The 23,089-nt window shown below is 57.1% G+C and carries 21 protein-coding genes; 4 read left to right on the forward strand and 17 right to left on the reverse strand.

The window, feature by feature from the left end:
- Window positions 1-317: 317 nt before the first annotated feature.
- The 9 genes from B5G34_RS09920 to B5G34_RS09960 all read right to left on the reverse strand — a co-directional run bounded on the left by B5G34_RS09920 (window position 318) and on the right by B5G34_RS09960 (window position 12,194).
- Window positions 318-3,182: a DEAD/DEAH box helicase family protein gene (locus tag B5G34_RS09920; RefSeq protein ID WP_087336648.1), complete on the reverse strand. Its 2,865-nt coding sequence runs from the start codon at window positions 3,180-3,182 to the stop codon at window positions 318-320.
- Window positions 3,179-5,623 (reverse strand): DNA methyltransferase, encoded by a 2,445-nt coding sequence (locus B5G34_RS09925; protein ID WP_087336651.1) that lies wholly within the window; start codon window positions 5,621-5,623, stop codon window positions 3,179-3,181. The genes B5G34_RS09920 and B5G34_RS09925 overlap by 4 nt, the downstream gene beginning before the upstream one ends.
- A 12-nt stretch (window positions 5,624-5,635) precedes the next feature.
- Window positions 5,636-5,980 (reverse strand): hypothetical protein, encoded by a 345-nt coding sequence (locus B5G34_RS09930; RefSeq protein WP_087336654.1) that lies wholly within the window; start codon window positions 5,978-5,980, stop codon window positions 5,636-5,638.
- A gap of 283 nt (window positions 5,981-6,263) precedes the next feature.
- Window positions 6,264-7,889 carry a chaperonin GroEL gene (gene groL, locus B5G34_RS09935; RefSeq protein ID WP_087336657.1) on the reverse strand — a complete coding sequence of 542 codons (1,626 nt, stop codon included), beginning with the start codon at window positions 7,887-7,889 and terminating at the stop codon, window positions 6,264-6,266.
- A gap of 214 nt (window positions 7,890-8,103) precedes the next feature.
- Window positions 8,104-8,388, reverse strand: coding sequence for a co-chaperone GroES (locus tag B5G34_RS09940; RefSeq protein ID WP_087336660.1), 285 nt, complete (start codon window positions 8,386-8,388; stop codon window positions 8,104-8,106).
- Between the two features lie 201 nt (window positions 8,389-8,589).
- Window positions 8,590-8,859, reverse strand: coding sequence for a hypothetical protein (locus tag B5G34_RS09945; protein ID WP_087336663.1), 270 nt, complete (start codon window positions 8,857-8,859; stop codon window positions 8,590-8,592).
- A 42-nt stretch (window positions 8,860-8,901) separates the two neighbouring features.
- On the reverse strand, window positions 8,902-9,849 hold the full coding sequence (locus B5G34_RS09950) for a diacylglycerol kinase family protein (RefSeq protein WP_242956964.1): 948 nt from the start codon (window positions 9,847-9,849) through the stop codon (window positions 8,902-8,904).
- 36 nt (window positions 9,850-9,885) lie between these two features.
- On the reverse strand, window positions 9,886-11,058 hold the full coding sequence (locus B5G34_RS09955; RefSeq protein ID WP_087336666.1) for a WG repeat-containing protein: 1,173 nt from the start codon (window positions 11,056-11,058) through the stop codon (window positions 9,886-9,888).
- 2 nt (window positions 11,059-11,060) lie between these two features.
- Window positions 11,061-12,194: a class I SAM-dependent RNA methyltransferase gene (locus B5G34_RS09960; protein WP_087336669.1), complete on the reverse strand. Its 1,134-nt coding sequence runs from the start codon at window positions 12,192-12,194 to the stop codon at window positions 11,061-11,063.
- 136 nt (window positions 12,195-12,330) lie between these two features.
- Between B5G34_RS09960 and B5G34_RS09965 the strand changes: the two genes are divergently transcribed.
- From B5G34_RS09965 to B5G34_RS09980, 4 genes are all read left to right on the forward strand, one after another.
- Entirely contained in the window at window positions 12,331-12,786 is a 456-nt protein-coding gene (locus B5G34_RS09965) for an NfeD family protein (RefSeq protein ID WP_087336672.1), read from the forward strand.
- A gap of 15 nt (window positions 12,787-12,801) precedes the next feature.
- Window positions 12,802-13,728, forward strand: a complete 927-nt coding sequence (locus tag B5G34_RS09970; RefSeq protein ID WP_204245940.1) for an SPFH domain-containing protein — start codon at window positions 12,802-12,804, stop codon at window positions 13,726-13,728.
- 145 nt (window positions 13,729-13,873) lie between these two features.
- Entirely contained in the window at window positions 13,874-14,077 is a 204-nt protein-coding gene (locus B5G34_RS09975; RefSeq protein WP_087336675.1) for a helix-turn-helix transcriptional regulator, read from the forward strand.
- A gap of 4 nt (window positions 14,078-14,081) precedes the next feature.
- Window positions 14,082-14,831: a DUF3169 family protein gene (locus B5G34_RS09980; RefSeq protein ID WP_162609462.1), complete on the forward strand. Its 750-nt coding sequence runs from the start codon at window positions 14,082-14,084 to the stop codon at window positions 14,829-14,831.
- A 35-nt stretch (window positions 14,832-14,866) separates the two neighbouring features.
- Here the strand turns inward: B5G34_RS09980 and B5G34_RS09985 are convergent, their stop codons facing one another.
- The 8 genes from B5G34_RS09985 to B5G34_RS10020 form a co-directional block, all read right to left on the reverse strand.
- The gene (locus B5G34_RS09985; RefSeq protein ID WP_087336682.1) at window positions 14,867-16,186 is read right to left on the reverse strand and encodes a DUF1576 domain-containing protein; all 1,320 of its coding nucleotides are present in this window, start codon (window positions 16,184-16,186) and stop codon (window positions 14,867-14,869) included.
- A gap of 30 nt (window positions 16,187-16,216) precedes the next feature.
- Window positions 16,217-17,128 (reverse strand): riboflavin biosynthesis protein RibF, encoded by a 912-nt coding sequence (ribF, locus tag B5G34_RS09990; protein ID WP_087336685.1) that lies wholly within the window; start codon window positions 17,126-17,128, stop codon window positions 16,217-16,219.
- Between the two features lie 5 nt (window positions 17,129-17,133).
- Complete coding sequence (gene truB / locus B5G34_RS09995) at window positions 17,134-18,018, reverse strand: tRNA pseudouridine(55) synthase TruB (RefSeq protein ID WP_087336688.1); 885 nt, start codon at window positions 18,016-18,018, stop codon at window positions 17,134-17,136.
- Window positions 18,011-18,961, reverse strand: coding sequence for a DHH family phosphoesterase (locus tag B5G34_RS10000; RefSeq protein WP_087336692.1), 951 nt, complete (start codon window positions 18,959-18,961; stop codon window positions 18,011-18,013). Before B5G34_RS10000 ends, truB begins: the two co-directional genes overlap by 8 nt.
- A gap of 3 nt (window positions 18,962-18,964) precedes the next feature.
- A complete protein-coding gene (rbfA, locus tag B5G34_RS10005) occupies window positions 18,965-19,354 on the reverse strand; it encodes a 30S ribosome-binding factor RbfA (protein WP_087336696.1) in 390 nt (129 codons plus the stop codon).
- Between the two features lie 446 nt (window positions 19,355-19,800).
- Window positions 19,801-22,164, reverse strand: coding sequence for a translation initiation factor IF-2 (gene infB, locus B5G34_RS10010; RefSeq protein ID WP_343286563.1), 2,364 nt, complete (start codon window positions 22,162-22,164; stop codon window positions 19,801-19,803).
- 115 nt (window positions 22,165-22,279) lie between these two features.
- Entirely contained in the window at window positions 22,280-22,816 is a 537-nt protein-coding gene (locus B5G34_RS10015; RefSeq protein ID WP_087336699.1) for a 50S ribosomal protein L7, read from the reverse strand.
- On the reverse strand, window positions 22,809-23,084 hold the full coding sequence (locus B5G34_RS10020; protein ID WP_087336702.1) for a YlxR family protein: 276 nt from the start codon (window positions 23,082-23,084) through the stop codon (window positions 22,809-22,811). Before B5G34_RS10020 ends, B5G34_RS10015 begins: the two co-directional genes overlap by 8 nt.
- Between the last annotated feature and the right edge of the window lie 5 nt (window positions 23,085-23,089).

Genomic DNA, 23,089 nt, shown 5'->3' on the forward strand with positions numbered 1-23,089 from the left:
CCCGCAGGGTACCGGGTTGGCAAGTGCAGCAAACTTTTCCCGCCTGCATGTGGGATTGTTCGGGCGTTACCGCCCACCTCGTGGTTTTTCATGCCGCCCATAGGACGGCGTCCTCGTTGTGCCGTAAAAGCGGCGCTCTAATAAGTGGGTCGTGCTGTTGTCGTTGTTCATTCATAGTTATGCCTTTAGACGTTGGCAAAGATAGGGTATCATAGACACGCGCAGAAATCAACTACATATTGAATTATTTTCCGAAAATATTCTATATATTGTATCTCTGTGAATCCGGTCGCGCTTAAAAAAGATAGTGCTTCGCTTTATCCAAATAATCCATCTGTTTCAAAAATATGATCTAACTCCTCGTTAGATATTGCGCGAAGCACTTTGTCACACACAGATATATCAGTGAGATCCAGACGGACAAATCGACTCTTGTTGCCCGCACCAGTGGTCTTATGGATTAGTTGGATTCGGCCAATACGTTCTTCTGCCTTTGCATATGCTACCAGTGCTTTTGCCTTCGGCAGATTATCGGCATATTGGTTGCCATGGGGTTCCAAGATATCCACAACATAATCAACTGCTGGATCACGGCGTACAATCAAGAAATCGGGATAAAAGGATTTCTTCTCATTGTTGATGTCATACGGCAAACACAGCGCCCAAGAGGCTTTGGCCGGATTGCGCAGCCAGCAAACAAAATCTGGTCTGCGGGCTTCCTCGTCAATCAGGTCGGCTTCCCAACCATTCAGTTTGATCTTAGCAATACCTGTATCTGGAGCGGCGAGGAGATGATTTTCATATTCCTTACCGTCAGGGTCTTCCTTTACATAGATGTTTTCTGGAATCGCAAAGATCTGTTCGCTGACAACGGCGCTATCAGCCATGATTTCACGGTATTTTCTTTTACATGCATCTGACTTGTTCGCAACCGCCACGCGGTACTTTCCGGAAAATTCCCGCAGCTTGTTCTTTGCGTATTCACCGAGCTTTGCTCTGCACGATTCATCTGCAGCGAAAAGGACGCAATCGATTTTGTGTGCATTCGGGTTCTCTTCGTTAAAGTATCTGCTACCATAAATATTGGGGAACCCGTATCTGCCAAGCCGCGCATCTGCATTGCGCACCTGTCTGTCAAGATCAGTTTCTGACATCAGGGTAAAATCATTGAAATAGTTTTCCTCCAACGCCTTACCAAATGGGTCAAACACCTGAACAGAAAGTTTGAATTGCAGCACCTGGTCTGCCAGCGTATCATAACGCCCCGTACGATGCAGCTCTTCGATATAGGAGCGAATGAGCCCCACAATATCATCTATCACTTCGTCACGGGCATTTTGATAGATAACATTGTGCGTCAGCAACGTGGCAAGATCCAGAAGCGATTTCAGGTAGTCATTGATTCGATCCTGCCGAACGAAATAGGTTAAATACCCTTTGGCGTTGATAAAATCAATAATCTCTACCCGGTCAAACTCCGGAATCATTTCAAGCTGCTTACCCTGTAAAATATGTTCCGTTGGAATAGTGGGCGCAGATTGCTGGCCACCGGAAGGCACCGGAGCAGTCACTGATTTTGGAGGAATATACTCCGGCGCACCTGTGCCGGTGCTGTTCGAAGCGGCAGGAGCCTGCGGCGGCGCAGTTTCGGCTGCAGGAGTATCTGCAGGTGTCGTTGCCGCAACAGAATTTCCCGGCATATGATCAAACAGATCAATCTGATTCGGATCGGGTTCCACCTGACGGGCATGTCGGGGAGTGTGTACTGTCCAAGTGACATAGGTAGGTTCTTCCAATGATTCGCCGTTAATTTCTGTCGGAATTTCGCCGCCCTCATTGCTTTGAAGTTCTTCTACGACTTTTTTAACGGTATCCTTGTTGAAATGTGGGAGATACAGCTTCACGTCATTTAGAAACTCATCGCGCATGACCCGCATCTGCAGCGGTGTCCGCACCATTCTTCCAAGGAGCTGCGCGATATAAGTCGGGTCGTTTCTCACCGCAAAGGACATCATGGTTTCGGCTCTGGGACAATCCCACCCTGTGGAAAGTGCCTCCTTAAAGAAAACCACTTTAATCTTGTGATCGTCCGCGATTTCGGACGCCTTAACATGGGGGATGGTCAATCCATTCAGTTCCAAAGTCGTCCCTTCTCCAAAGCAATGGGCTACTTCTCCATGTTTGAATGGTGTACCGACCTTTTCTTCGATTTTTGCAAGCACATCTTCCAAGTTGGTGTCAGACAACGCACCGTTATGCCCTTGGCACACCTGAACCACAAGCACCGGATCTACATTGGCATAGTGCTGCTCAGACGTGTACTGATACCAGCGCTTGCATTTCTTCAGCCATTCTTCCACAGCAGCTTCCAGAAGTACAATATCGTTGTTTTTTTCCGGATCTTCCGGGTAAGTAATGACAATCCGATCCTTGAGAAGGCCCGAGCTACGCACATCGTCTGCTGTAATTACATATTTTTGGAGTCCGACGTTGGTGGTGTTGCCAACTAAAGTATTGAATCGCTCCGAAGTGGCGCTGATGCCAAGGATTACCGGCATAGCCCGCATCTTTCGCTTGATGCCGTTTTCGGTGTATTCGTACCCCTTGATAAAACGCTGCATGATCGTGGTGTCGGTACCGGCTTCCCGCTTGCTCTTGGCACCGCGGTGCGCTTCATCGATAATAAAGTACAGTCTGTCCGCTTTGTTTTGAATGGTATTATCAAGGGTTTCCCAAATCGTGTACTGCCGGTCATCAGAGTGCTGCGTCAGTTTACCGTTTCTGCTGATTTTTTGAGTATTCAGAAAGTAGACATGGCCATCTTCCAGCATCTCCATGTCGAAGGAATCCTCTGCAATGGTGACGCACTGGCCAAAGCGCAGTTTGCTGGTTTTCAACTCAATTTTTTGCTTGGACTGGGCATTCAGCTCCGGAGAATCCGACAGCCAAACAAAAATTGCCTCCGGCTGTTCGTCAAACGTAGTCCCATCTGCAAGGGTTGACCCAAAATAGATATCTTCAATTAGTCCAGCAGCAATAATCGTCTTTCCGGCTCCGGTGGGGGCCTGCAGGGAAACGACCTGCGTTTTCTTCCTACGTCTATAATTGTCCAGCGCATCGGCAATGTCCACACGCAGATCCTTCACAGCTTTATCCTGAAAGGATATTAAATTTACTTTCATCTGCTGTTCCTCCCTGCGTTGATTCTAAAGTTGTCCAGATAATCCCGGTACAACTGATACGTTATTTTGCCCTCCAGCGCCTGCGTCATGGAAACAAAGCTGGATTCATAATCGGTCACCAGATATACGACCTCGATTTCGGGATGCTGTGCCAGCTTTTCCGCAAATGCTCCAAATCGGTTCTCGTCATTGAGAATCGCCATTTTATTTTCCGGCAGAATGAGCATATCGGGTACCCCTGCATCAATGGTAGGACATTTCCCAATGGCACCCGCTTTCATCCATAGGGTAGAGAGCAACTCTTTGAACTGCATACCAAGAGAAATTTTGGTTTTATCAAGGAAACCAAGTTTAAAAAATATGGCGTTTGCCTTAAATCCTGCAGACATAGGCCTTTTTATTGGAATGACTTGTTCGATAGGCGAGAGGGTTTCGTTTACCTTTTTTTTGATTTGATTGAACAGTTTTTTGTCTTTTGTAATTACAAAAAGTTCATCAATATGATCAGATTCTCTTACTTTGGAAATCCATTCTTCTGCTCTAGTGGTATCAATTAAAATAGAAACGGTATGTTTTGGATCATCAGATACAACAAAGGCGGTTTCATCTGTAACCAGTTTTCCAGGAAGAATATTACGCGAGATTAGCTGCACTAGCTTCTTTTTATCCTGAAGTGATAGTATGGATAAATCTATGAAAGGAAGTTGTATAATACTTCTTTTTTTGGCAATTACCTCTTTACCCGAAGTAATATATTCATCGCTCAGTTTTTCGCCATTAATATTTGTTCCCATTATTGAACATACCGTGCGTGGCCATGTGATGTATCTTGCAATTCCGTGGCTTGCCCACGCACTACTACCTTCTTGAACTCCATTTGCCTTAAAGGACTCTTTTTCTTCTTCGCTAACTTCATTATTTGTAACCATAATACAGCGGCGATGCCCGTTATCTTCCGCATTTAATAAATTGATGGCATGAAGTGTAGTACCCGATCCAGCAAAAAAGTCAACAATGAGTGCATTGGGTTTATTCTTAACAAAGAAGTGGATTATATCATGGACTGCATATAAAGATTTTGGAAAAGGAAATTTTCGTTGGCAGACAAATTTTTTTAAAAGTTTACTACCAAACTCTGTAGCGTTATGAGACGAAATCCACCATTGATTGCATGGAATATACTCCTGTGTGTAATCGCTGTCATCAAAAATAAGTGACCCATCTTCTGCTTTTCCAACAACTGCAATTAGCCCGTTTTCAACTTTCTTTTGCCACCCTTCTGATATATATCGTAAAGTTAAACCACTGCTTGTTTGAGTGCTTATCCGCACATATCCTTTTCTTTGAATCTCTAATAATTTTTCTCTAGAGTACTGCCATCGTCCCTCGGTTCCATCATCATGAATGGGAAATAACGCAATCTGCCCTTCAGGTATTTCCACAGAATGTCTGTCTACACCTGGAGGTACAACATCACCAACTCCACAAAATGTTTTTTTATTCTTAGATATAAATATAGGATAAAAACATCCAGGCGAATCCTTTCTATCGGAACCGGATCCACTTCTCATCAAACTACCCCATCTGACTTTTTCGGTAGTTGATGTTCTAATGTTTCCTCTCCATTCTGATGATAACTGCATTGATGAAGGGACACAGTTACCAATTCTAACTACGTACAGGTACTCGTTAACACGATAGAATTCATCGCGTGCAACCCCTTTTGAATTAATCACGCTGCTAACCATCTGTATTTTAGCATCAGAGAACATCTCTTCAAGCAGGCAACCCAAATGGAGGTACTCTTTTTCGTCTATTGTAACAATTAAAACTGAATCGTTTGGATTCAATAGTTTTTTTGCTAATTTCAACCGCTTCTGCATCATAGAAAGCCACAAACTATGCGTATAAGTGTCAGTAGGATCAACGTAGTCGTTATTATACTTCCAATCCTTGGCCCGCGAATTATATGGTGGATCGATATAAATGCAATCCACTTTACCTCCATATAAATATTCCAGAAGCTGCAGAGCATGGTAGTTATCCGCTTCAATCAGGGTATGCCAAAGGTCACTGTCCGGCGCGTTGCACACTTCGTCCAGCATCTGGAGGCAGGGATAGATTGGGTCACCCAGTTCTGCCGTTGTCACGAGGTCATCAACAGGAAATTCCACCGCCTCATTTCCGTTTCTTGGCAGGCAGAGAGCCTTGCCGTCCTCAATTTTCAAAACAGTGTAAGTTTCATTCGCCTTTCCCCCGCGAAGCGATACCTTTAGGCCCTTCCTGACCGGAATGTCATAGAGGGGCGTACACTCCGGAAGATGTTCCTCAAACACAAGGCCAAACTTCTTCTGCTTTACCAGTTTGTCTGCCGCTGCTTGAATCTGCGCCCGCAGCTCCGGATTCTCTATTTTTTGAATCAGTTCATTCAACGCTGCCATATCTCCATCTCCTTATCCTTGCGCCGCAAGCAGCTCGTTCAGTGTTTTGCGTATCATGTCCAGTTTGGCCGGATTGTCTTTAATGAGCTTTGCTATGTCTGCCGGGATCTCACTGCGGCCTTCTGCTGCCAGATCGTATAACCGTTTTCGTCGAATATCATCGGCGCCAGTCTTTTCATCCAGTACAGATGCAATCTTATCCTGAAGCACAGTTGGAGGGGGCGTGGCTGTCAACAGATCGTAGAAGTACGGTTTTTTAATGCCGACTGCGGTATAAAACTCTTCCTGCGACATTTCTGCCTTTTTGATCTCTCCGACCAGATATGCACCAAATGCTGTTTTCTGCCGATGATTCATACGCCCACCTCCTTTGTATTTAGTATGTATGTTTACATACTAACATACTTATAAAATAAATCAAGACCCATCAAAAGATTTTTCTTTTTTCCCTCGACATGTAACGGCCGAAGACTTTTTTCGTAGGAGGGATAAACAAAATAAAACGCCGCTGTCTGTAAATCACAGACAGCGGCGTTCATACATATCAGGCGCTTTTTCTTTGCAATTGTCGTAAGTTTATCGTAAATTCACGGCTGTACCTCCGGCAATTGCTTGCGTCCCAATGGGTTCAGGCTATTGCTTAGTACATGCCGCCCATGTCGGGGGCAGCGGGAGCCGCGGGAGCGGGCTCCTTCTTGTCGGCCACCAGGGACTCGGTGGTCAGCAGGGTGGCGGCGATGGAAGCGGCGTTCTCCAGAGCGGAGCGGGTCACCTTGGTGGGATCCACGATACCGGCGGAGATCATGTCCACATAGGTCTCGTTGTAGGCGTCGAAGCCGTAGCCGGTCTTGTCGGCCTTCTTCACGTTCTCCAGCACCACAGAGCCGTCGATGCCGGCGTTGGTGGCGATCTGACGCATGGGCTCAGTCAGAGCCTTGGCGATGATGCGCACGCCGGTCTTCTCGTCGCCCTCGGTCTCGTCCAGCAGCTTCTCCACAGCGGAGACAGCGTTCACATAGGCGGTGCCGCCGCCGGCCACGATGCCTTCCTCAACAGCGGCGCGGGTGGCGTTCAGGGCGTCCTCGATGCGCAGCTTCTTCTCCTTCATCTCCACCTCGGTGGCAGCGCCCACGCGGATGATGGCCACGCCGCCGGCCATCTTGGCCAGACGCTCCTGGAGCTTCTCGCGGTCGTAGTCGGAAGTGGTGGTCTCGATCTGGCTGCGGATCTGATTGGTACGGTTCTTGATGGCCTCGGAGCTGCCAGCGCCATCCACGATAATGGTGTTCTCCTTGGAGACCTTCACCTGGCGGGCGCGGCCCAGCATATCCATGGTGGCTTCCTTCAGCTCATAACCCATGTCGGCGGTGATGACGGTACCGCCGGTCAGCACGGCGATATCCTCCAGCATCTCCTTGCGGCGGTCGCCGAAGCCGGGGGCCTTGACGCACACCACGTTCAGGGTGCCGCGCAGCTTGTTGACGATGAGGGTGGACAGAGCCTCGCCCTCCACGTCCTCGGCAATGACCAGCAGCTTCTTGCCGGACTGCACCACCTGCTCCAGGATGGGCAGCAGCTCCTGAATGTTGGAAATCTTCTTATCGGTGATGAGGATGAGGGCGTCGTCCAGAACGGCCTCCATCTTCTCGGTGTCGGTGACCATATAGGGGGTGATGTAGCCCCGGTCAAACTGCATGCCTTCCACGACCTCGCTGTAGGTCTCGGCAGTCTTGGACTCCTCCACAGTGATGACGCCGTCGTTAGAAACCTTTTCCATAGCCTCGGCGATCAGCTTGCCCACGGTCTCGTCGCCGGAGGACACGGTGCCCACGCGGGCGATGTCGTCGGAGCCGTTGACCTTCTTGGAGTTGGCCTTGATGGCCTCCACAGCGGTGGCGGTGGCCTTGGCGATGCCCTTCTTCATGACCATGGGGTTGGCACCGGCGGCCAGGTTCTTCAGGCCCTCGCGGATGATGGCCTGAGCCAGCAGGGTGGCGGTGGTGGTGCCGTCGCCGGCCACGTCGTTGGTCTTGGTGGAGACTTCCTTCACCAGCTGAGCGCCCATGTTCTCAAAGGGATCGTCCAGCTCGATCTCCTTGGCGATGGTCACACCGTCGTTGGTGATCAGGGGAGCGCCGAACTTCTTATCCAGCACCACGTTGCGGCCCTTGGGGCCCATGGTGATCTTCACGGTATCAGCCAGCTGATTCACGCCCCGCTCCAGCGCGTGGCGGGCTTCCTCACCGTAGCAAATGATCTTGGCCATAATGAATTACCTCCATGCAAATTCCGCCAAAGCGGAATTAAATTTAAAATTGGTCCGGAGCAGGACATGCGCCTGCGCAGGACACCACTGCTTGCTCCGCCACCGGCGGGCAACCGCCTTTGCGTGCAAAGGCGAGGGGGGTATCGAAACCGTTGTGCCGCTTGCGGCGCGGCGGTTTCGTATCTAGGGGGGATGCAATCCCCCCTGGACGTTTTTACTCGACGATAGCGAGGATGTCGGACTGACGGACGATGGTGTACTCCTCGCCGTCCACCTTTACCTCGGTGCCGGCATACTTGCTGGTGATGACCTTGTCGCCCACCTTCACGGTCATGGTGACTTCCTTGCCGTCCACCAGGCCGCCGGGGCCCACCTCGATGACCTGAGCCACTTCGGGCTTCTCCTTGGCAGAACCAGTCAGGATGATGCCGCTCTTAGTCTTTTCTTCGGCCTCGACCAGCTTGATGACCACACGGTCGGCGAGAGGCTTGAGTTTCATAATGGGTTCCTCCTTATATGATTCATTTTCTTATTAACCAATCCAGATGTTAGCACTCATTTTGCGCGAGTGCTAACTACGTGTATGATAATACCTCTCTCCGCACAAAAAATCAACCCCCTTTTTTGAAAAAAGGGGGTCGGTTTTGGAAAAATTCAAGTTTTGTTCACAAACTCACAGCAGGAGTGCTAATCCACACTCTCACATCTGACTCCAGTAATGCTTGGAACGCTCCAATTCCTGGGTAATCCTGATCTCCTTGTTCTTTTCGTCCAGGTCCATGCCCTGCCCCACCGTACGGCAGGCTTTGCTGTTGATGGCGCATACAAAGACGGTGACCATTACAAAAATCACATAGAGCAGCCAGGCCAGCAAACTGGTACGCAGTGCGGCCAGAAACGGGACCAGAAGGACGCAGGGAAGATAGAGGGCGCTCAAAATAATCATGGTCCACTTGACGATCTTGTACATAATACCCTCCTTTTGAACCGATAGGCCTATATTTGTACATCTCTATTTTACCATACACGCTTTCTCTTTACAAGTCTGAGACCCCTGCCAGGTAGCCCCGGCGGGATAGAAAAACTGCACTTTCTTGTCCGACAGGGCGATGGACAGTTCCTGCCCGTCCACCCGCTCGCCATCCACGTTCACCGCACTGACCCGGTCGCAGTGTATCTTCATCTCTCTGCCCTGGCGTAAAATGGCCTGGGGAATCTCCCCGATCTCCCCCCGGGCAAACTTCTGGATGAGGGCCGCCACAGTCAGACGGGACACCGCCGGAATGACGATGAAGTTCAGAAGTCCGTCGTCCGGCATGGCATCCGGGCTGGGGTTAAAGCCACCGCCGTAGAACCGCCCGTTGCAGGCGCACAGCAGAGTGAACCGCTCTCCGGGCATGGTCTCCCCGTCCACCTCCACCCGATAGGGCAGATGGATGCCCTTGATGATGGTGCGCACAGCGGAGAACTGGTAGGCGGCGGAGCCGCTGATCAGGGGCAGCTTTTTGAAGTCCGCCGCCCCGAACCCGATGCGGGCGTCAAAGCCCACCGAACACACATTGAGGGAATACCGGCCGTTGCAGTTGATGAGGTCCATGGCAGTTTGGGGGGTATCCAGCAGCTGGTCCAGCTGCCGGAATCGGCCGGCATCCTGGCCGAACATCCGCAGGAAATCGTTGCCCGAGCCCATAGGGCAGTGGGTCACCGCCACATGATCCCGGCCCGCCGCACCGTTGACCACCTCGTTCAGGGTCCCATCGCCGCCGCAGGCATAGACCCGCAGCGGATCCCCCCGTTGGGCCGCCTCCTCCACCAGAGCCACGGCATGGCCCGGCCCGGTGGTACGCACCGCCTCCCACTTCTCCCGGCGGCCTGCCATGGTGAAGCGCACCTTCTCCAGCATCTCCTGGCTGCGGTCATACTTTCCCGCATGGGGATTCATGATAAACAGGTGCCGCACAGGCACCCTCCTCTCTCTTCCGTTCTCTCTCTCTTCTCAGCTTACCAGGACGCCGGCGTCGTAGCTGCCCCAAAGGGTCAGCCGCTGCTCAGCCCGCACCATGCGGGCCACGATGGCCGCCGCCTCCGCCCGGGTCACGGTGCCCTGGGGATGGAAGGTCAGCTTGCTGTCCACCCCGCCCAGGATTCCCTTGGCGTAGAGGCTGTAAATGGCCTCCGCCCCCGGGCTGGAAGAGGTGATGTCAGGCACGCTGGCCTTGACCCTGTTCAGATCGTTGATATTGCGCATGTTGCGGGCCTGGCTGGTGGCCGCGAAGATCTGGGCGATCTCCCGCCGGGTGGCGGGGCGCTGATAATCCTTCTGGGTAAAGGTGCCGCTTTTGATGATGCCGCTGGCCAGGCAGTAGCTCACCGCACCGGAATACCAATAGGGGCCGGTGGAGCTGCTGGTGTGGAAGCTGTCATTCTTATAGCGGCTCTCCATGGTGGCGGCCAGCTTGAGCACCTCGGCCACCGTCAGGGTCTGATCGGGGGCATACCGGTTGCCGCCCACACCGGAGGTGAGGCCCACATTATAGGCAATATCCACCCACACGGCAAACCAGTCCCTGGGGGACACATCGCTGAAATTGGGCAGCTTGCCCCGTGTGAGAGAAAATCGGGCCGAGGGAACCCCCTTCTCCACCAGAATCCTGGGCAGGTCAAACACAGGGATCTTGGTCGCCACCCCGTCTTTGGTCAAAGTAAGTACTCTGGTACCCCCCTGCTCAGTGATGGTGGCGCTGTCATAGATCAGATCGTAGAGCAGGTTGGTGGTGCCCCCCTGCCCATCCGGGAAGGGCAGGATACTGGCCACCCCCCAGCGGTTGCCCTTCTGCACCACATACAGGCCGCAGTCCAGGGGCAGCAGGGTACCGTACTCCGGCTGGATCAGGTAGGTGCCGTCCTGCCGGATCACCCCCAGCTTGCCGTCCAGATTGACGGCGGCCAGCCCCAGGGAGAAGGATACCACACTGTCATACTGCAGGGGAATGACCACTTTCTTCTGGGCGTCCACAAAGCCCCATTTGCCGTCCAGCTCGCACTGGGCCAAGCCCTCGCTGTAGCCCCACACCGTGGCCCCCGCCGGGGCGGCAAAGGCCTGTCCCGCCAGCAGCAGGGAGAGCGCCAGCATCAGGCACAGACTCCGAATCGTCCTCTTTTTCCTCATCGTCAGTTCCTCCGTCGATTGATCCCATACTGGAACAGATCACATTTCAGCATGCCGTTATACAGCTTCCGCTTCTTCTCCGCTGTCCGGCCGAAGGTGCGCTCAAACTCCGTATGGGAGGAGAGCACGCTCACCTTCCACCCTTCAGGCAGGGCGCGCACCGCCTTGCCGAAGGCCCGGTACAGCTCCTCCGCCTCCCGCTTCTCCAGGATGCGCTCGCCGTAGGGCGGGTTGGTGACCACCCGGCCCACAGGGGCCTCCCGGTGGAATTTGGTAGCGTCGGCCACCTCAAAGCGTACCACGTCCTCCACGTCGGCCTTGACCACGTTATCCCGGGCGATGGCCACCGCCTTGGGGTCGATGTCCCCGCCCCAAATGTCGTAATCCCCGTGGAACTCCTTGTCCATGGCCTCGTCGGCGGCCTGGAGCCACAGCCCGCTGTCCAGCCACCGCCACCGCTGGGCGGAGAAGGCCCGGTTCAGGCCGGGGGCACGGTTCTTGGCAATGAGGGCGGCCTCGATGGCAATGGTGCCCGAGCCGCAGAAGGGGTCGCAGAAGGGATCTCTTCCCCGATAGCGGGAAAGAAGCACCATGGCGGCGGCCAGAGTCTCCCGCAGAGGCGCCACCACACCCACCGCACGGTAGCCCCGCTTATGGAGCCCCGCTCCGGAGGTATCCAGCATCAGGGTGACCTCGTCGTGCATGATAGAAAACTGGACCTGGTAGAGGGCTCCGCTCTCCGGCAGGGTATCCATGCCGTATTTGCTCCCCAGCCGGGCGGCCAGCGCCTTCTTCAGTACCGCCTGAATGGCGGGCACCGCGTGGAGCTGGGAGTTGAGGGAGTGGCCCTTCACCGGGAAGGCCCCCTCCCGGGGGATGTAGTCCTCCCAGGGCAGAGCTTTGGCACCCTCAAAGAGAGCCTCAAAGTCGGCGGCATGGTACCGGCCCACCACCAGCAGCACCCGCTCGCCGGTGCGCAGATTCAAATTTACTCTGGCAATATCTTCCGGACGAGCCTTACAGCCCACCCGGCCATTCTCCGCCTTCACCTCCGGCAGGCCCAGCCGGCGCAGCTCCTCAGCGCACAGGCCTTCCAGGCCAAACAGAGTGGGGATCAGCAATTCCAGTTCTCTCATGATTCGCTCCTCATTCCAGTCTCATCGGTTTGGTCCAGTATACCCTATTTCTCTCCGCTTGGCAAACTGTAACGGAATGTCACTTCCCTTTTTTACAGAAGTATGCTAGGATAGCCCTAAGAAAGGAGGTCCGTCTATGCCCATACCCAGTATTTGCTGGCTGGTGGCCCTGATCGTCCTGGCGGTGGTGGAGGCCGCCACCGTGACTCTGGTCTCACTTTGGTTCGCTCTGGGCGCTCTGGCCGCACTGATCACGTCCTTCTTCGTCCAAAATATCTGGATCCAGTTTGCCGTATTTCTGGTGGTCTCCCTGGTCACCCTATTGGTGATCCGGCCCCTCACCCGGCGCTATGTGGCTCCCAAGCAGGTGGCCACCAACGCCGACCGGGCGGTGGGCGCTGAAGGTGTGGTCACCCAGGCCATCGACAACCGGAACGCCCAGGGTCAGGTGACCGTGGACGGCAGCGTGTGGACCGCCCGCTCCGACCCGGAAGAACCCATTCCCGAGGGCGCCACGGTGCGGGTGCTGCGCATCGAAGGCGTCAAGCTCATTGTGACTCCCGCAGAAGAAAACTGTGTGTCCCACCGATAAAAGGAGGAATGGAATATGCCTGATATCCCCATCATTCCCATCATCATAATCATCCTGGCCGTGCTCATCATCCTGGTGCTGGCCGCCAACCTGAAGATCGTTCAGCAGTCCAAGGCCTACGTCATTGAGCGCATGGGCGCCTTCCATTCCGTGTGGGGCGTGGGCGTCCACTTCAAGATTCCCTTTATTGAGCGGGTGGCCAAGGTGGTCTCTCTGAAGGAGCAGGTGGTGGATTTCGCCCCCCAGCCCGTTATCACCAAGGATAACGTCACCATGCAGATCGACACGGTGCTCTACTTCCAGATCACCGACGCCAAGCTGTACACCTACGGTGTGGAGCACCCCATGAGCGCCATTGAGAACCTGACCGCCACCACCCTGCGCAATATCATCGGCGAGCTGGAGCTGGATCAGTCCCTCACCAGCCGGGACATCATCAACTCCAAGATGCGCTCCATTCTGGACGAGGCCACTGACCCCTGGGGCATCAAGGTCAACCGGGTGGAGCTGAAGAACATCATCCCGCCCAGAGAGATCCAGGACGCCATGGAGAAGCAGATGAAGGCCGAGCGGGAACGCCGGGAATCCATCCTCCAGGCCGAAGGCCAGAAGCAGAGCCAGATCCTGGTAGCCGAGGGCGAGAAGCAGTCCCTCATCCTCCGGGCCGATGCCGCCAAGCAGGCCGCCATCATGAAGGCCGAGGGCGAGGCCGAGGCCATCCTGAAGGTGCAGCAGGCCACCGCCGAGGCTCTCAAGCTCCTCAACGAGGCCAGCCCCACCGATCAGGTGCTGAAGATCAAGGCACTGGAGGCCTTCCAGGCCGCCGCCAACGGCCAGGCCACCAAGCTCATCATCCCCTCCGAGATCCAGGGGCTTGCCGGCCTGTGCGCCTCCGCCAAGGCGGTGTTTGAGTCCTCCTCCGATTCCGAAAAGAAGAGCTGATCCCCTGTCCCATCCATGCGCCGCGGAAAGCCGCGGCGCATTTTTTATCTTTCTCTTGACAACTATCCTTGTCAATGCTATGCTATGTATGACAAGGATAATTGTCATTTTGACGTATATATTTGTCAATCCGGGAGGTGTGACCATGCCGCTGTACAACCGGCTCAAGGAATACCGGGCCAGACTGGGGGTCAATCAGCAGGAGATGGGCCGCCTGGCGGGGGTATCCCGCCAGACCATCAGTCAGATCGAGCGGGGGGACTACTCCCCCTCGGTGACTCTGGCGCTCAAGCTGGCAAAGCTGTGCGGAGTGACTGTGGAAGATATCTTTATCTATGAGGAGGAGTAAGAACATGAATGACACGGTAAGACGGGACAACCGGAAGTCTCTGCCCCGCTTTCTGCTGGTGGTCCTGGTGGCTGGCCTGCTGGGCGGCGTGGTCGGCTTTTTCAGCGCCTTGGCAGCCGATTTGGGGACCCTGAACGCCATCCGGGACGGGCTGGATATGTTTATGAGAACCATCACCCCCTGGGCCATCCCGGTGTGCACCGCCGCTCTGCTGATCCCCGGCCTCTGTCTGTATCGCTCGGCCAAAAAGGGGTATGCCGCCTGGGATCAGGAGTGTGACGAGGACTATCAGACCATTGAGGAAAAGCTGAGCTACACCCTGCTGCTCAGTTCCCTGGCCATGCTGGCCGATCTCTTTTTCCTGGCCGCCGGTTTCCTCTACGACATCTCCCTGATGAACGCCCTCCTTTTCCTGATCTCCCTGGCTTTTCTCATCGTACTCCAGCAAAAGGTGGTGGATTTGACCCGGCGGATGAACCCGGAGAAGAAGGGCAGCGTCTACGACGTCAACTTCCAGAAGAAGTGGCTGGACAGCTGCGACGAGCTGGAGCGGGCCCAGATCGGGCAGGCAGCCCTCCATGCCTATAAAATCCTCAACGGCCTCTGCCCCGCCCTCTGGGTCATACTTGTGCTCCTCAGTCTTGTGACGGATGTGGGCCTGCTGCCCATCCTGATGGTGGTGCTCATCTGGGGTGCGCTCCAGGTCTCCTACACCCTGGAATGTATCCGCCTCAGCCGCCGCAAATCCCGCTGAAAAAAAGCCTGTATCCAACCGGATACAGGCTTTTTTCAGTGCTTTTTGGAAATGGGAGGCGGGACGATGGGACTGTCCTGCTCGAAGGCATCGAAGTAATCGGCTTCCTGAAGCTCAGGCCGGCGGTGGCGAATGGCCTCGGAGATGATGGGATAGAGCACGATGGCCAGCAGGCCGCCGGAGAAGCCGTTGTTATACAGGTTGAAGCCCTCCACCGGGGTACCGGCCCGCAGCACCACCGAGGAGTGGAGGAACCCGGCCAAAATACCGAAGGGCCAGCCGAAGTAGCCCGAAATGGGGGCCAGAGTGGTACCGAAGAGCAGGGCCAGCTGCACAGCGCTGTCGTTGATGCTCCAATGCATGCAGAAGCCGCCCAGCACCACACCCAGCATGATGGGGATAATGTTGCGGGCGTGCTTGCCGAAGGCGGAGAAGCCCATGATGGTAAAAATACCGCCCAGGGTGGGACCATTCAGATCGCCGCCGGTAATCAGAATGAAGGCCATACCGATGAGACCGTTAACTCCCACATTGATCAGGGTAGGCGCCGCGCCGAACATACGCAGATAGTCACTGGGAGCCCGGCCAGTGGTGAGCAGCAGCCGCCGGTAGCCCGCCCAGGCTGCCCAGATGGGCCGTCCGCTGAAAAACAGGCCCATTACGATCAGGATCAGGCACAGTCCGCCCAGACAGATCCCCAGTTCCACGTTATAACCGGTGGCCCAGTGGTGGGCCACTGTAGGCCGCGCCCCCAGGGAGGTCATCACCGGCACCATGATGGTGGCCAGCAGGCCGCAGGCAAAACCCATATTGTACAGGTTCAGGCCGTTCTGAATCTTGTATGTATAGGCGGACAGGGGGGGCAGCACGAAGCCGATGACGGCGCCGATGAGAATGGCCCACCAGATATTGCCCCAGCCGTTGTCCAGCGCCACATAGCTCACCACAGGAGACAGCGAGGTGGCCAGCAGGGATACCGAGGCATACTTGCCGAACTCCTCCCGGCGGACCTTGGCGTACAGGAAGGTACCAAAGATGATGGGCCAGATGTTGGCAATATTTTTGCCGAACAGGGCAAAGCCCGCCATCAGGCCGATTTCCACCAGGGTGTAACCGTTGAGAGGGTCCTTACTCAGGTGGAGGATTCCCAGGCTAATGAGGGTGACCAGAGCGGCGTTGACAAAGGCCGCCCCGATACCCGCGATCTTCACATAGTCGGTGATGAGGGCATCCTCCGTCTGGATGATCTTCCACAATCCCGGCAGGATCTGGGTGGGATCTCCCAGGATCACGCCGATGGCGATGAGGTAGACAGCAAAACAAATGGCAGCGGGATAGATCTTATGGTAGCGCATATGGTGTCCCCCTTCGGATGGGCAGCCGTATTACAGGCCCTCAAAATATTGTCTGGTCTGTTCCGCGTTGCGCATGACTTCCTGCTTCAGTTCCTCCAGGCTGTCAAATTTCCGTTCTCCCCGCAGCCGCTTGTAAAACTCCATCCGCACGGTCTGGCCGTACAGATCACCGCTGAAGTCCAGGATGAAGCCCTCTACCGTCACCCGGTCCCCGTCGTCCACCGTGGGGCGTACCCCAACGTTGGTCACCGCCGGGCGGCTGTCGCCGTTTTCAAACCAAACCCGGGTGGCATATACGCCGTAGGCCGGCACCAGCACGCCGGGCTGGAAGCGCAGGTTCACCGTGGGGAAGCCCAAGGTGGAACCCAGTTTCTTGCCGTGGGCCACCGTATCGGTGAGGGTATGGGGATGGCCCAGAAACTCGTTGGCCCGCTCCATCTCTCCCTGGGCCACCAGGGTACGGATATAGGTGGAGGACACGGTGATATCGTCCCGGCTCACCTTGGGGATGATGTCGCAGCCGATGCCCAGCTCCCGGCACAGGGCCTGAAGCCGCTCCGGATTTCCCTCTCCCTTGTAGCCGAAGTGGAAGTCGTGGCCGGCCACCAAGTGGACCGCCCCGTGTTCCTTCACCAGATAGTCGGTGACAAACTCCCGCCAGGGCTGGTGCATCATCCGCTCGTCAAAGTGGGCCACGATCACGTCCCGGATGCCGTAATACCGCCGCATCAGTTCCGCCCGGTCCAGGGGGGAACTGAGCAGAGGCACCGCCGGAGTTTTAAGGATCAGGTTCTCCGGGTGGGTGTCAAAGGTGACCGCCGCCGGGACCGCTCCCAGCTCAGCCGCCTTCTCCCCTACCCGGCGCAGCAGGGCTCCGTGGCCCAGATGGACCCCGTCAAAAAAGCCCAGCGCGATCACACGTCTTGTCTCTGTCCCGTTCAATGTAGTTACACCTCGAAAAAGCTTTTGATGGTGCTCATGGTACCCCCTACGCACCGGCCCAGCAGCAGAAATTCTCCGTCAGGGCCGTATACCCGCCAGGTGCCGTCCTGAGCGGCACAGGGGAAGGGGCTGCCGTTTTTGGCCTTCTTCAGCACGCTCGCACCGATGGTCACCGCAGGATACTCTCCAAAGCAGGCATCCACCGGAGCCAGCAGGGCGGCAGGATCGGAGGCGGCCTGAAGCATCTCCAGGGTCACCGCCCGGTCCAGGGTGTAGCCCGCCGCCTCGGTGCGCCGCAGGGCGGACATGCAGCCACCGCAGCCCAGGGCCTGCCCGATGTCGTGGCACAGGGTACGGACATAGGTGCCCTTGGAGCAGCGCACCCGCAGATACCAGGTGTCTGCATCCCGGGGGAAGCCCTTGGGGACCTCCTCCAGCACCTCCAGCCCATAGATGGTCACCGGACGCGGGGGACGCTCCACCTCTTTGCCCGCCCGGGCCAGCTCATAGAGCTTTTTGCCGTCCCGCTTGATGGCGGAGTACATGGGGGGGATCTGGAGGATGTCTCCCCGGAACCCTTCCAGGGCCCTCTCCAGGGCAGCCCGGTCCACCTGCACCGGACGCTGCTCCAGCACCTGGCCGGTGGTATCCTGGGTATTTGTGATAACGCCCAGTTTTAAACCGGCGATATATTCCTTTTTTCCCTCTGTGGCGAACTCCACCGCCCGGGTGGCCCGGCCCACAAAGACAGGGAGCACACCGGTGGCCATGGGGTCCAGGGTGCCGCCGTGGCCCACCCGCCGCTCATGGAGGATGCCCCGCACCTTGGCGCAGACGTCCATGCTGGTCCACTCCTGGGGTTTGTCGATGATAAGCACTCCGTTAGGCATTGTGTTCCACCTGCCGGATGGCGTCCAGAATGGCGGACTCCGCTTGCTCCAGGGTACCGTTGATGGTACAGCCGGCAGCGGCGGCATGTCCGCCGCCTCCCAGCAGAGCGCATACCTTGGTAGCATTCAGCCCGCCGCTGGTGCGGACGGACAGCTTGCACGCCCCATCCTCCAGCTCCCGAATGGTGACGGAGGTCTCCACCCCCTCGATCTGGCCCAGGAAGGCGGCGATGTCCTCCATGTCCTCCTCAGTGGCGCCCGCCTCGTCCATCAGGGACAGGGACACAGGGGCCACGGCGATCTTGCCGTCCTCATAGCGGTGCATCCGCTCCACAATGAGCCGCTCCACCTGGAGCCGGGCCCAGGTCTTGGTCCGGAAGTGGCGCTTGTTCAGGGGGAAGACGTCGATCCCGGTGGCCATCAGGGCGGCGGCCACCCGGTGGGTGTCCGCCGTGGTGTTGCCGTACTGGAAGCAGCCGGTATCGGTGGACACGGCCACATACAGGGGCACCGCCGTCTCGGTGTTGACCTGGCCCAGTTCGTTGAGAATCTCATAGATGATCTCACCGCAGGCCGCCCGCCCGGCATCCAGGCAGGTCTCCTTGGCAAAGAACTCCTGGGAGGGGTGATGGTCGATAGCCAGGTCGACTCCCCGCTCCAGCCAGGGTTCACCGGATTTGGTAAACAGGCCCCGGGCGGCGATATCCACGCTGACCACTGTGTCCGGCTCATAGCCCTCGGGGGCCAGCAGGCCCTCCAGGTACGGAGTGAACAGATGGGTCTCCCCGGTGCCGGGGCAGATATGGGCGGTCTTGCCCAGGCCCCGCAGGCCACGGCACAGGGCGGCGGCACAGCCGATGGTGTCTCCGTCAGGCCGCTTGTGGGTCAAAATCAGATAGCGGTCGTGGGCACGCAGCCAGGCCGCAGCTTCGGTATAGGTCATGGTTTATTCCTCGCTGTCCAGATCGATGTGGGCGTTAGCCGGATTGGCAGGCTTGACCACCTCCGGGTCCCGCAGCATGCTCAGAATGTGGGCGCCGGTGTTGATGGAGTCGTCCTCCACAAACTGCAGTTCCGGAGTATAGCGCAGCTGAAGGGCACGGCCCAGTTCCCGCCGCAGGTAGCCGCCGGCGGACTTCAGGCCCTTGACCACTTCCTTCACATCGCTCTTGTCCAGCACGCTGACATAGATCTTGGAATAGCGCAGGTCAGAGGTGGTGTCCACGCCGGTGATGGACACCAGCCCGTGGACCCGGGGATCCTTGACCGTGCGGATGAGGGTTGCCAGCTCCCGCTGGATCTCCTCGTTGATACGTCCGATACGATTACTTGCCATATATTTCTCCTATTACGCAATACAGACCCGCCCCCTCCTCAAATGAATTGGGGACGGAACGGGTCTGTTTGAATTTTAATGATTGTAGCACCAGAAGTGACTCATTACACTTCGATTTGCTCCACCGCAGCGTTAAGAAGATTTGCCGGTGGCAAATCTTTAGCGTAGGCCGGCACGGCTATGCCGGGCCGGTGGCACTCCGCAAGAAGCAGAATTACACCTCAATCTGCTCCATCAGGAAGGCTTCAATCACGTCGCCCGCTCCCAAACAATGCTCGCGCATTGTTTGGGAACCCTTTCACTTTCTCTGCTCGGGCGAAATGAATCCGCCCTGCGCCAAGGTTTTGCCCTACGGCAAAACACTTGTGCGGCGCTAGCGCCGTCCCGCCTGCGGCGGGGCCCAAGGAGGGCGACCAAAAAATCTGTTCTGATAACAGGCTAAAAAATTATACCTCAATCTGCTCCATCAGGAAGGCCTCAATCACGTCGCCCTCCTTGATGTCCTGGAACTTCTCAAAGGTGATACCGCACTCGTAGCCGGCGGCAACCTCCTTCACGCTGTCCTTGAAGCGCTGGAGGGAGGCGATGGAGCCGTCGTAGATCACCACGTTGTCGCGCAGCAGGCGCATCTGAGCGCCCCGCTGCATTTTGCCGTTGGTGACATAGCAGCCGGCTACCATGCCCACGCCGGTGATGCGGAACACGTTGCGCACCTCGGCCTGGCCCAGCTCCACTTCCTTGAACTTGGGCGCCAGCATGCCCTTCATGGCCGTCTCGATCTCGTTGATGCAGTCGTAGATCACGCGGTACATCCGCATATCCACCTTGTTGCGGGCGGCGGTGTCCTTGGCGTTGGAGTCGGGACGGACGTTGAAGCCCACGATGATGGCGTTGGAGGTGGTAGCCAGCATGACGTCGCTCTCGTTGATGGCACCCACCGCGCAGTGGATGACCCGCACCCGGACCTCCTCGTTGGAGATCTTCTCCAGGGAGGCCTTGACGGCCTCGGCGGAGCCCTGAACGTCGGCCTTGACGATGATATTCAGGGTCTTCATCTCACCGGCCTGGATCTGGCTGAACAGATCCTCCAGGCTCACCTTGCCCACCGGGCCGGAGGCGGCCATCTTCTGATCGTGCTTACGCTGCTCCACCAGCTCACGGGCCATGCGCTCGTCGTCCACGGCGTGGAAGTCGTCGCCGGCGCCGGGCACCTCGCTCATGCCGATGATCTCAACTGGCACGGAGGGACCGGCCTCGGTGAGCTTCTCGCCCCGGGCGTTGGTCATGGCACGGACACGGCCCACGGCGGTACCGGCAATGATGATGTCGCCCTGGTGGAGAGTACCGTTCTGCACCAGCAGGGTGGCCACAGGGCCCCGGCCCTTGTCCAGACGGGCCTCGATGACGGCGCCGTGGGCAGAACGGTTGGGGTTGGCCTTCAGCTCCTGCATCTCGGCGGTCAGGTTGACCATCTCCAGCAGGTTGTCGATGCCCTCGCCGGTCTTGGCGGAAATGGGGCAGATAATGGTGTCGCCGCCCCACTCCTCGGGCACCAGCTCGTACTTGGTGAGCTGCTCCTTGATGCGCTCGGGGTTGGCCTCCGGCTTATCCATCTTGTTGATGGCCACGATCACGGGGATCTGAGCGGCCTTGGCGTGGTTGATGGACTCCACGGTCTGGGGCATGATGCCGTCGTCGGCAGCCACCACCAGGATGGCCACGTCGGTAATCATAGCGCCGCGGGCACGCATGGCGGTGAAGGCCTCATGGCCGGGGGTATCCAGGAAGGTGATGGGCTTGCCGCCCACCTCCACCTGATAGGCGCCGATGTGCTGGGTGATGCCGCCGGCCTCGCCCGCAGCCACGTGGGCGTTGCGGATATAGTCCAGCAGGGAGGTCTTGCCGTGGTCGACGTGGCCCATGACCACCACCACGGGGGCACGGGGGAGCAGATCCTCCTCCTTGTCCTCGGCGGTGTCGATGAGGCGCTCCTCGATGGTGACAATGACCTCCTTCTCCACCTTGCAGCCCAGCTCCTCAGCAATGATGGCAGCGGTGTCGAAGTCGATGACGTCGGACAGGGAGGCCATGACGCCGTTCTTCATCAGGGTCTTGACCACCTCGGCGCCGGTCTTCTTCATGCGGGAAGCCAGCTCGCCCACGCCGATCTCATCGGGGATCTTGACGGTGAGGGGAGTCTTCTTGGCGATCTCCATCTGGAGCCGGCGCATCTTCTCCTGCTCCTCCTGGCGGCGCTTGTTGCCGCCCTGGAAGCCGCCCTTGCGCTGGTTGCGGCCCTGGAACTTCTGCTTGCCGGCCTGCATCTGCTTGGTCTTGCCGGCAGCCAGATCCTCCAGGCGCTGGTCGTACTTCTCCAGGTTGACGTTGCCGCTCTTGCGGGTGTCCACCACCTTCTTCTCAGGCACACGGGTGGTGGGACGGTTCTGCTGCTGGGGCTGCTGGGCCTTGGGCTGCTCAGCCTGAGCGGCGGGCTTGGCAGGGGCAGCGTTCTCCTTGGCGGGCTTGCCGGCCTTCTGGCCCTGCTGCTGGGCAGGCTGGGCCTTGGGCTGCTCGGCGGGCTGGGCGGGAGCGGCCTTGGGCTCCCGGTACACGTCGGCGTAGATGCTCTCGATGCTCTCCACCTGGTTGTGCTGGGTGAGATACTCAAAAATCAGGGACAGCTCCCGGTCACCCAGAGGCTGCATGTGGTTTTTCGGGGTCGTCGCGTATTTGGTCAGAATGTCGGTGATCTCCTTGGAGTTCTTGTTGAAATCCTTGGCCACCTCATGCACACGATACTTGTTGTTCAGCAAATAAGCCACCTCCAACTGGTCGGCTTGCGCCAATAGGAAAACGCGGCGCTGCCGCTGCGCTTTCTTATTGGAACAAGCCTGCTTGTTCCAATCTGTCTCAGCCATTTTGTTTTCATGGCTGCGGTTTCTTGATCGTCAGTTTGCCCTTGGGGGCAAAGGGTTTTACCTGCTTCTTGGCCGGGGGAGCACTCTGAGGCTCCTTGGCCGCCTTGGGGGGCGGGGCCCAGGGCTTCTTGTTCTTCTTCTGCAGGTTCTTTTCGTGGGCCCGCTGCTCCTTCTGCCGCTGGAGGGCCTTTCCGGCCTGGAGCTTCAGCTGTTCTGCCGCGGCGGAGCACCCCTCCGGGTCGGCGGCGGCCAGCTTGGCGGCAATGGCGGCGGCCAGGCCCACATCGGTGAGGGCCAGCATGGTGCAGGCGGAGCGGCCCACCGCACCGCCCAGACCGCCCTTGGTATAGGGGGTGGTCAAATGGGGCACCTTGCCGATCTCGGCAAAATGGGCCGCCCGGCGCAGGCTGTTGTCTGCGCCGTCGCAGGCGGTGAGGATCAGCTTGGCCTGATGGGCACGGGCGGCGGCGCCCACCGGCTCCTCGCCCACCTCCACACGGCCCGCCTTGCGGGCGATGCCCAGCAGATGCAGTACGCTATCCATCCTGATCGCCCTCCCGCATCTGCTGTTCCAGGGCCTCATATACCTCGTCTGGCATGGGGGCGGAGAAGGCCCGCTCCAGCGCCCTGGCCTTCCGGGCCCGCTTCAGGCAGGCCTCGTCAGGGCACACATAGGCGCCCCGGCCCGGCTTTTTTCCTTTGAAATCCAGGGAGACCTCTCCCTCAGGGCTCTTCACCACCCGGATCAGCTCCTTCTTGGGCTTCATCTCCCGGCAGCCCACGCACTGGCGCATGGAAATCTTCTTGGGCATCCTTC

The sequence above is a fragment of the Flavonifractor sp. An82 genome (genome assembly GCF_002159265.1).
Lineage (GTDB): Bacteria > Bacillota > Clostridia > Oscillospirales > Oscillospiraceae > Flavonifractor.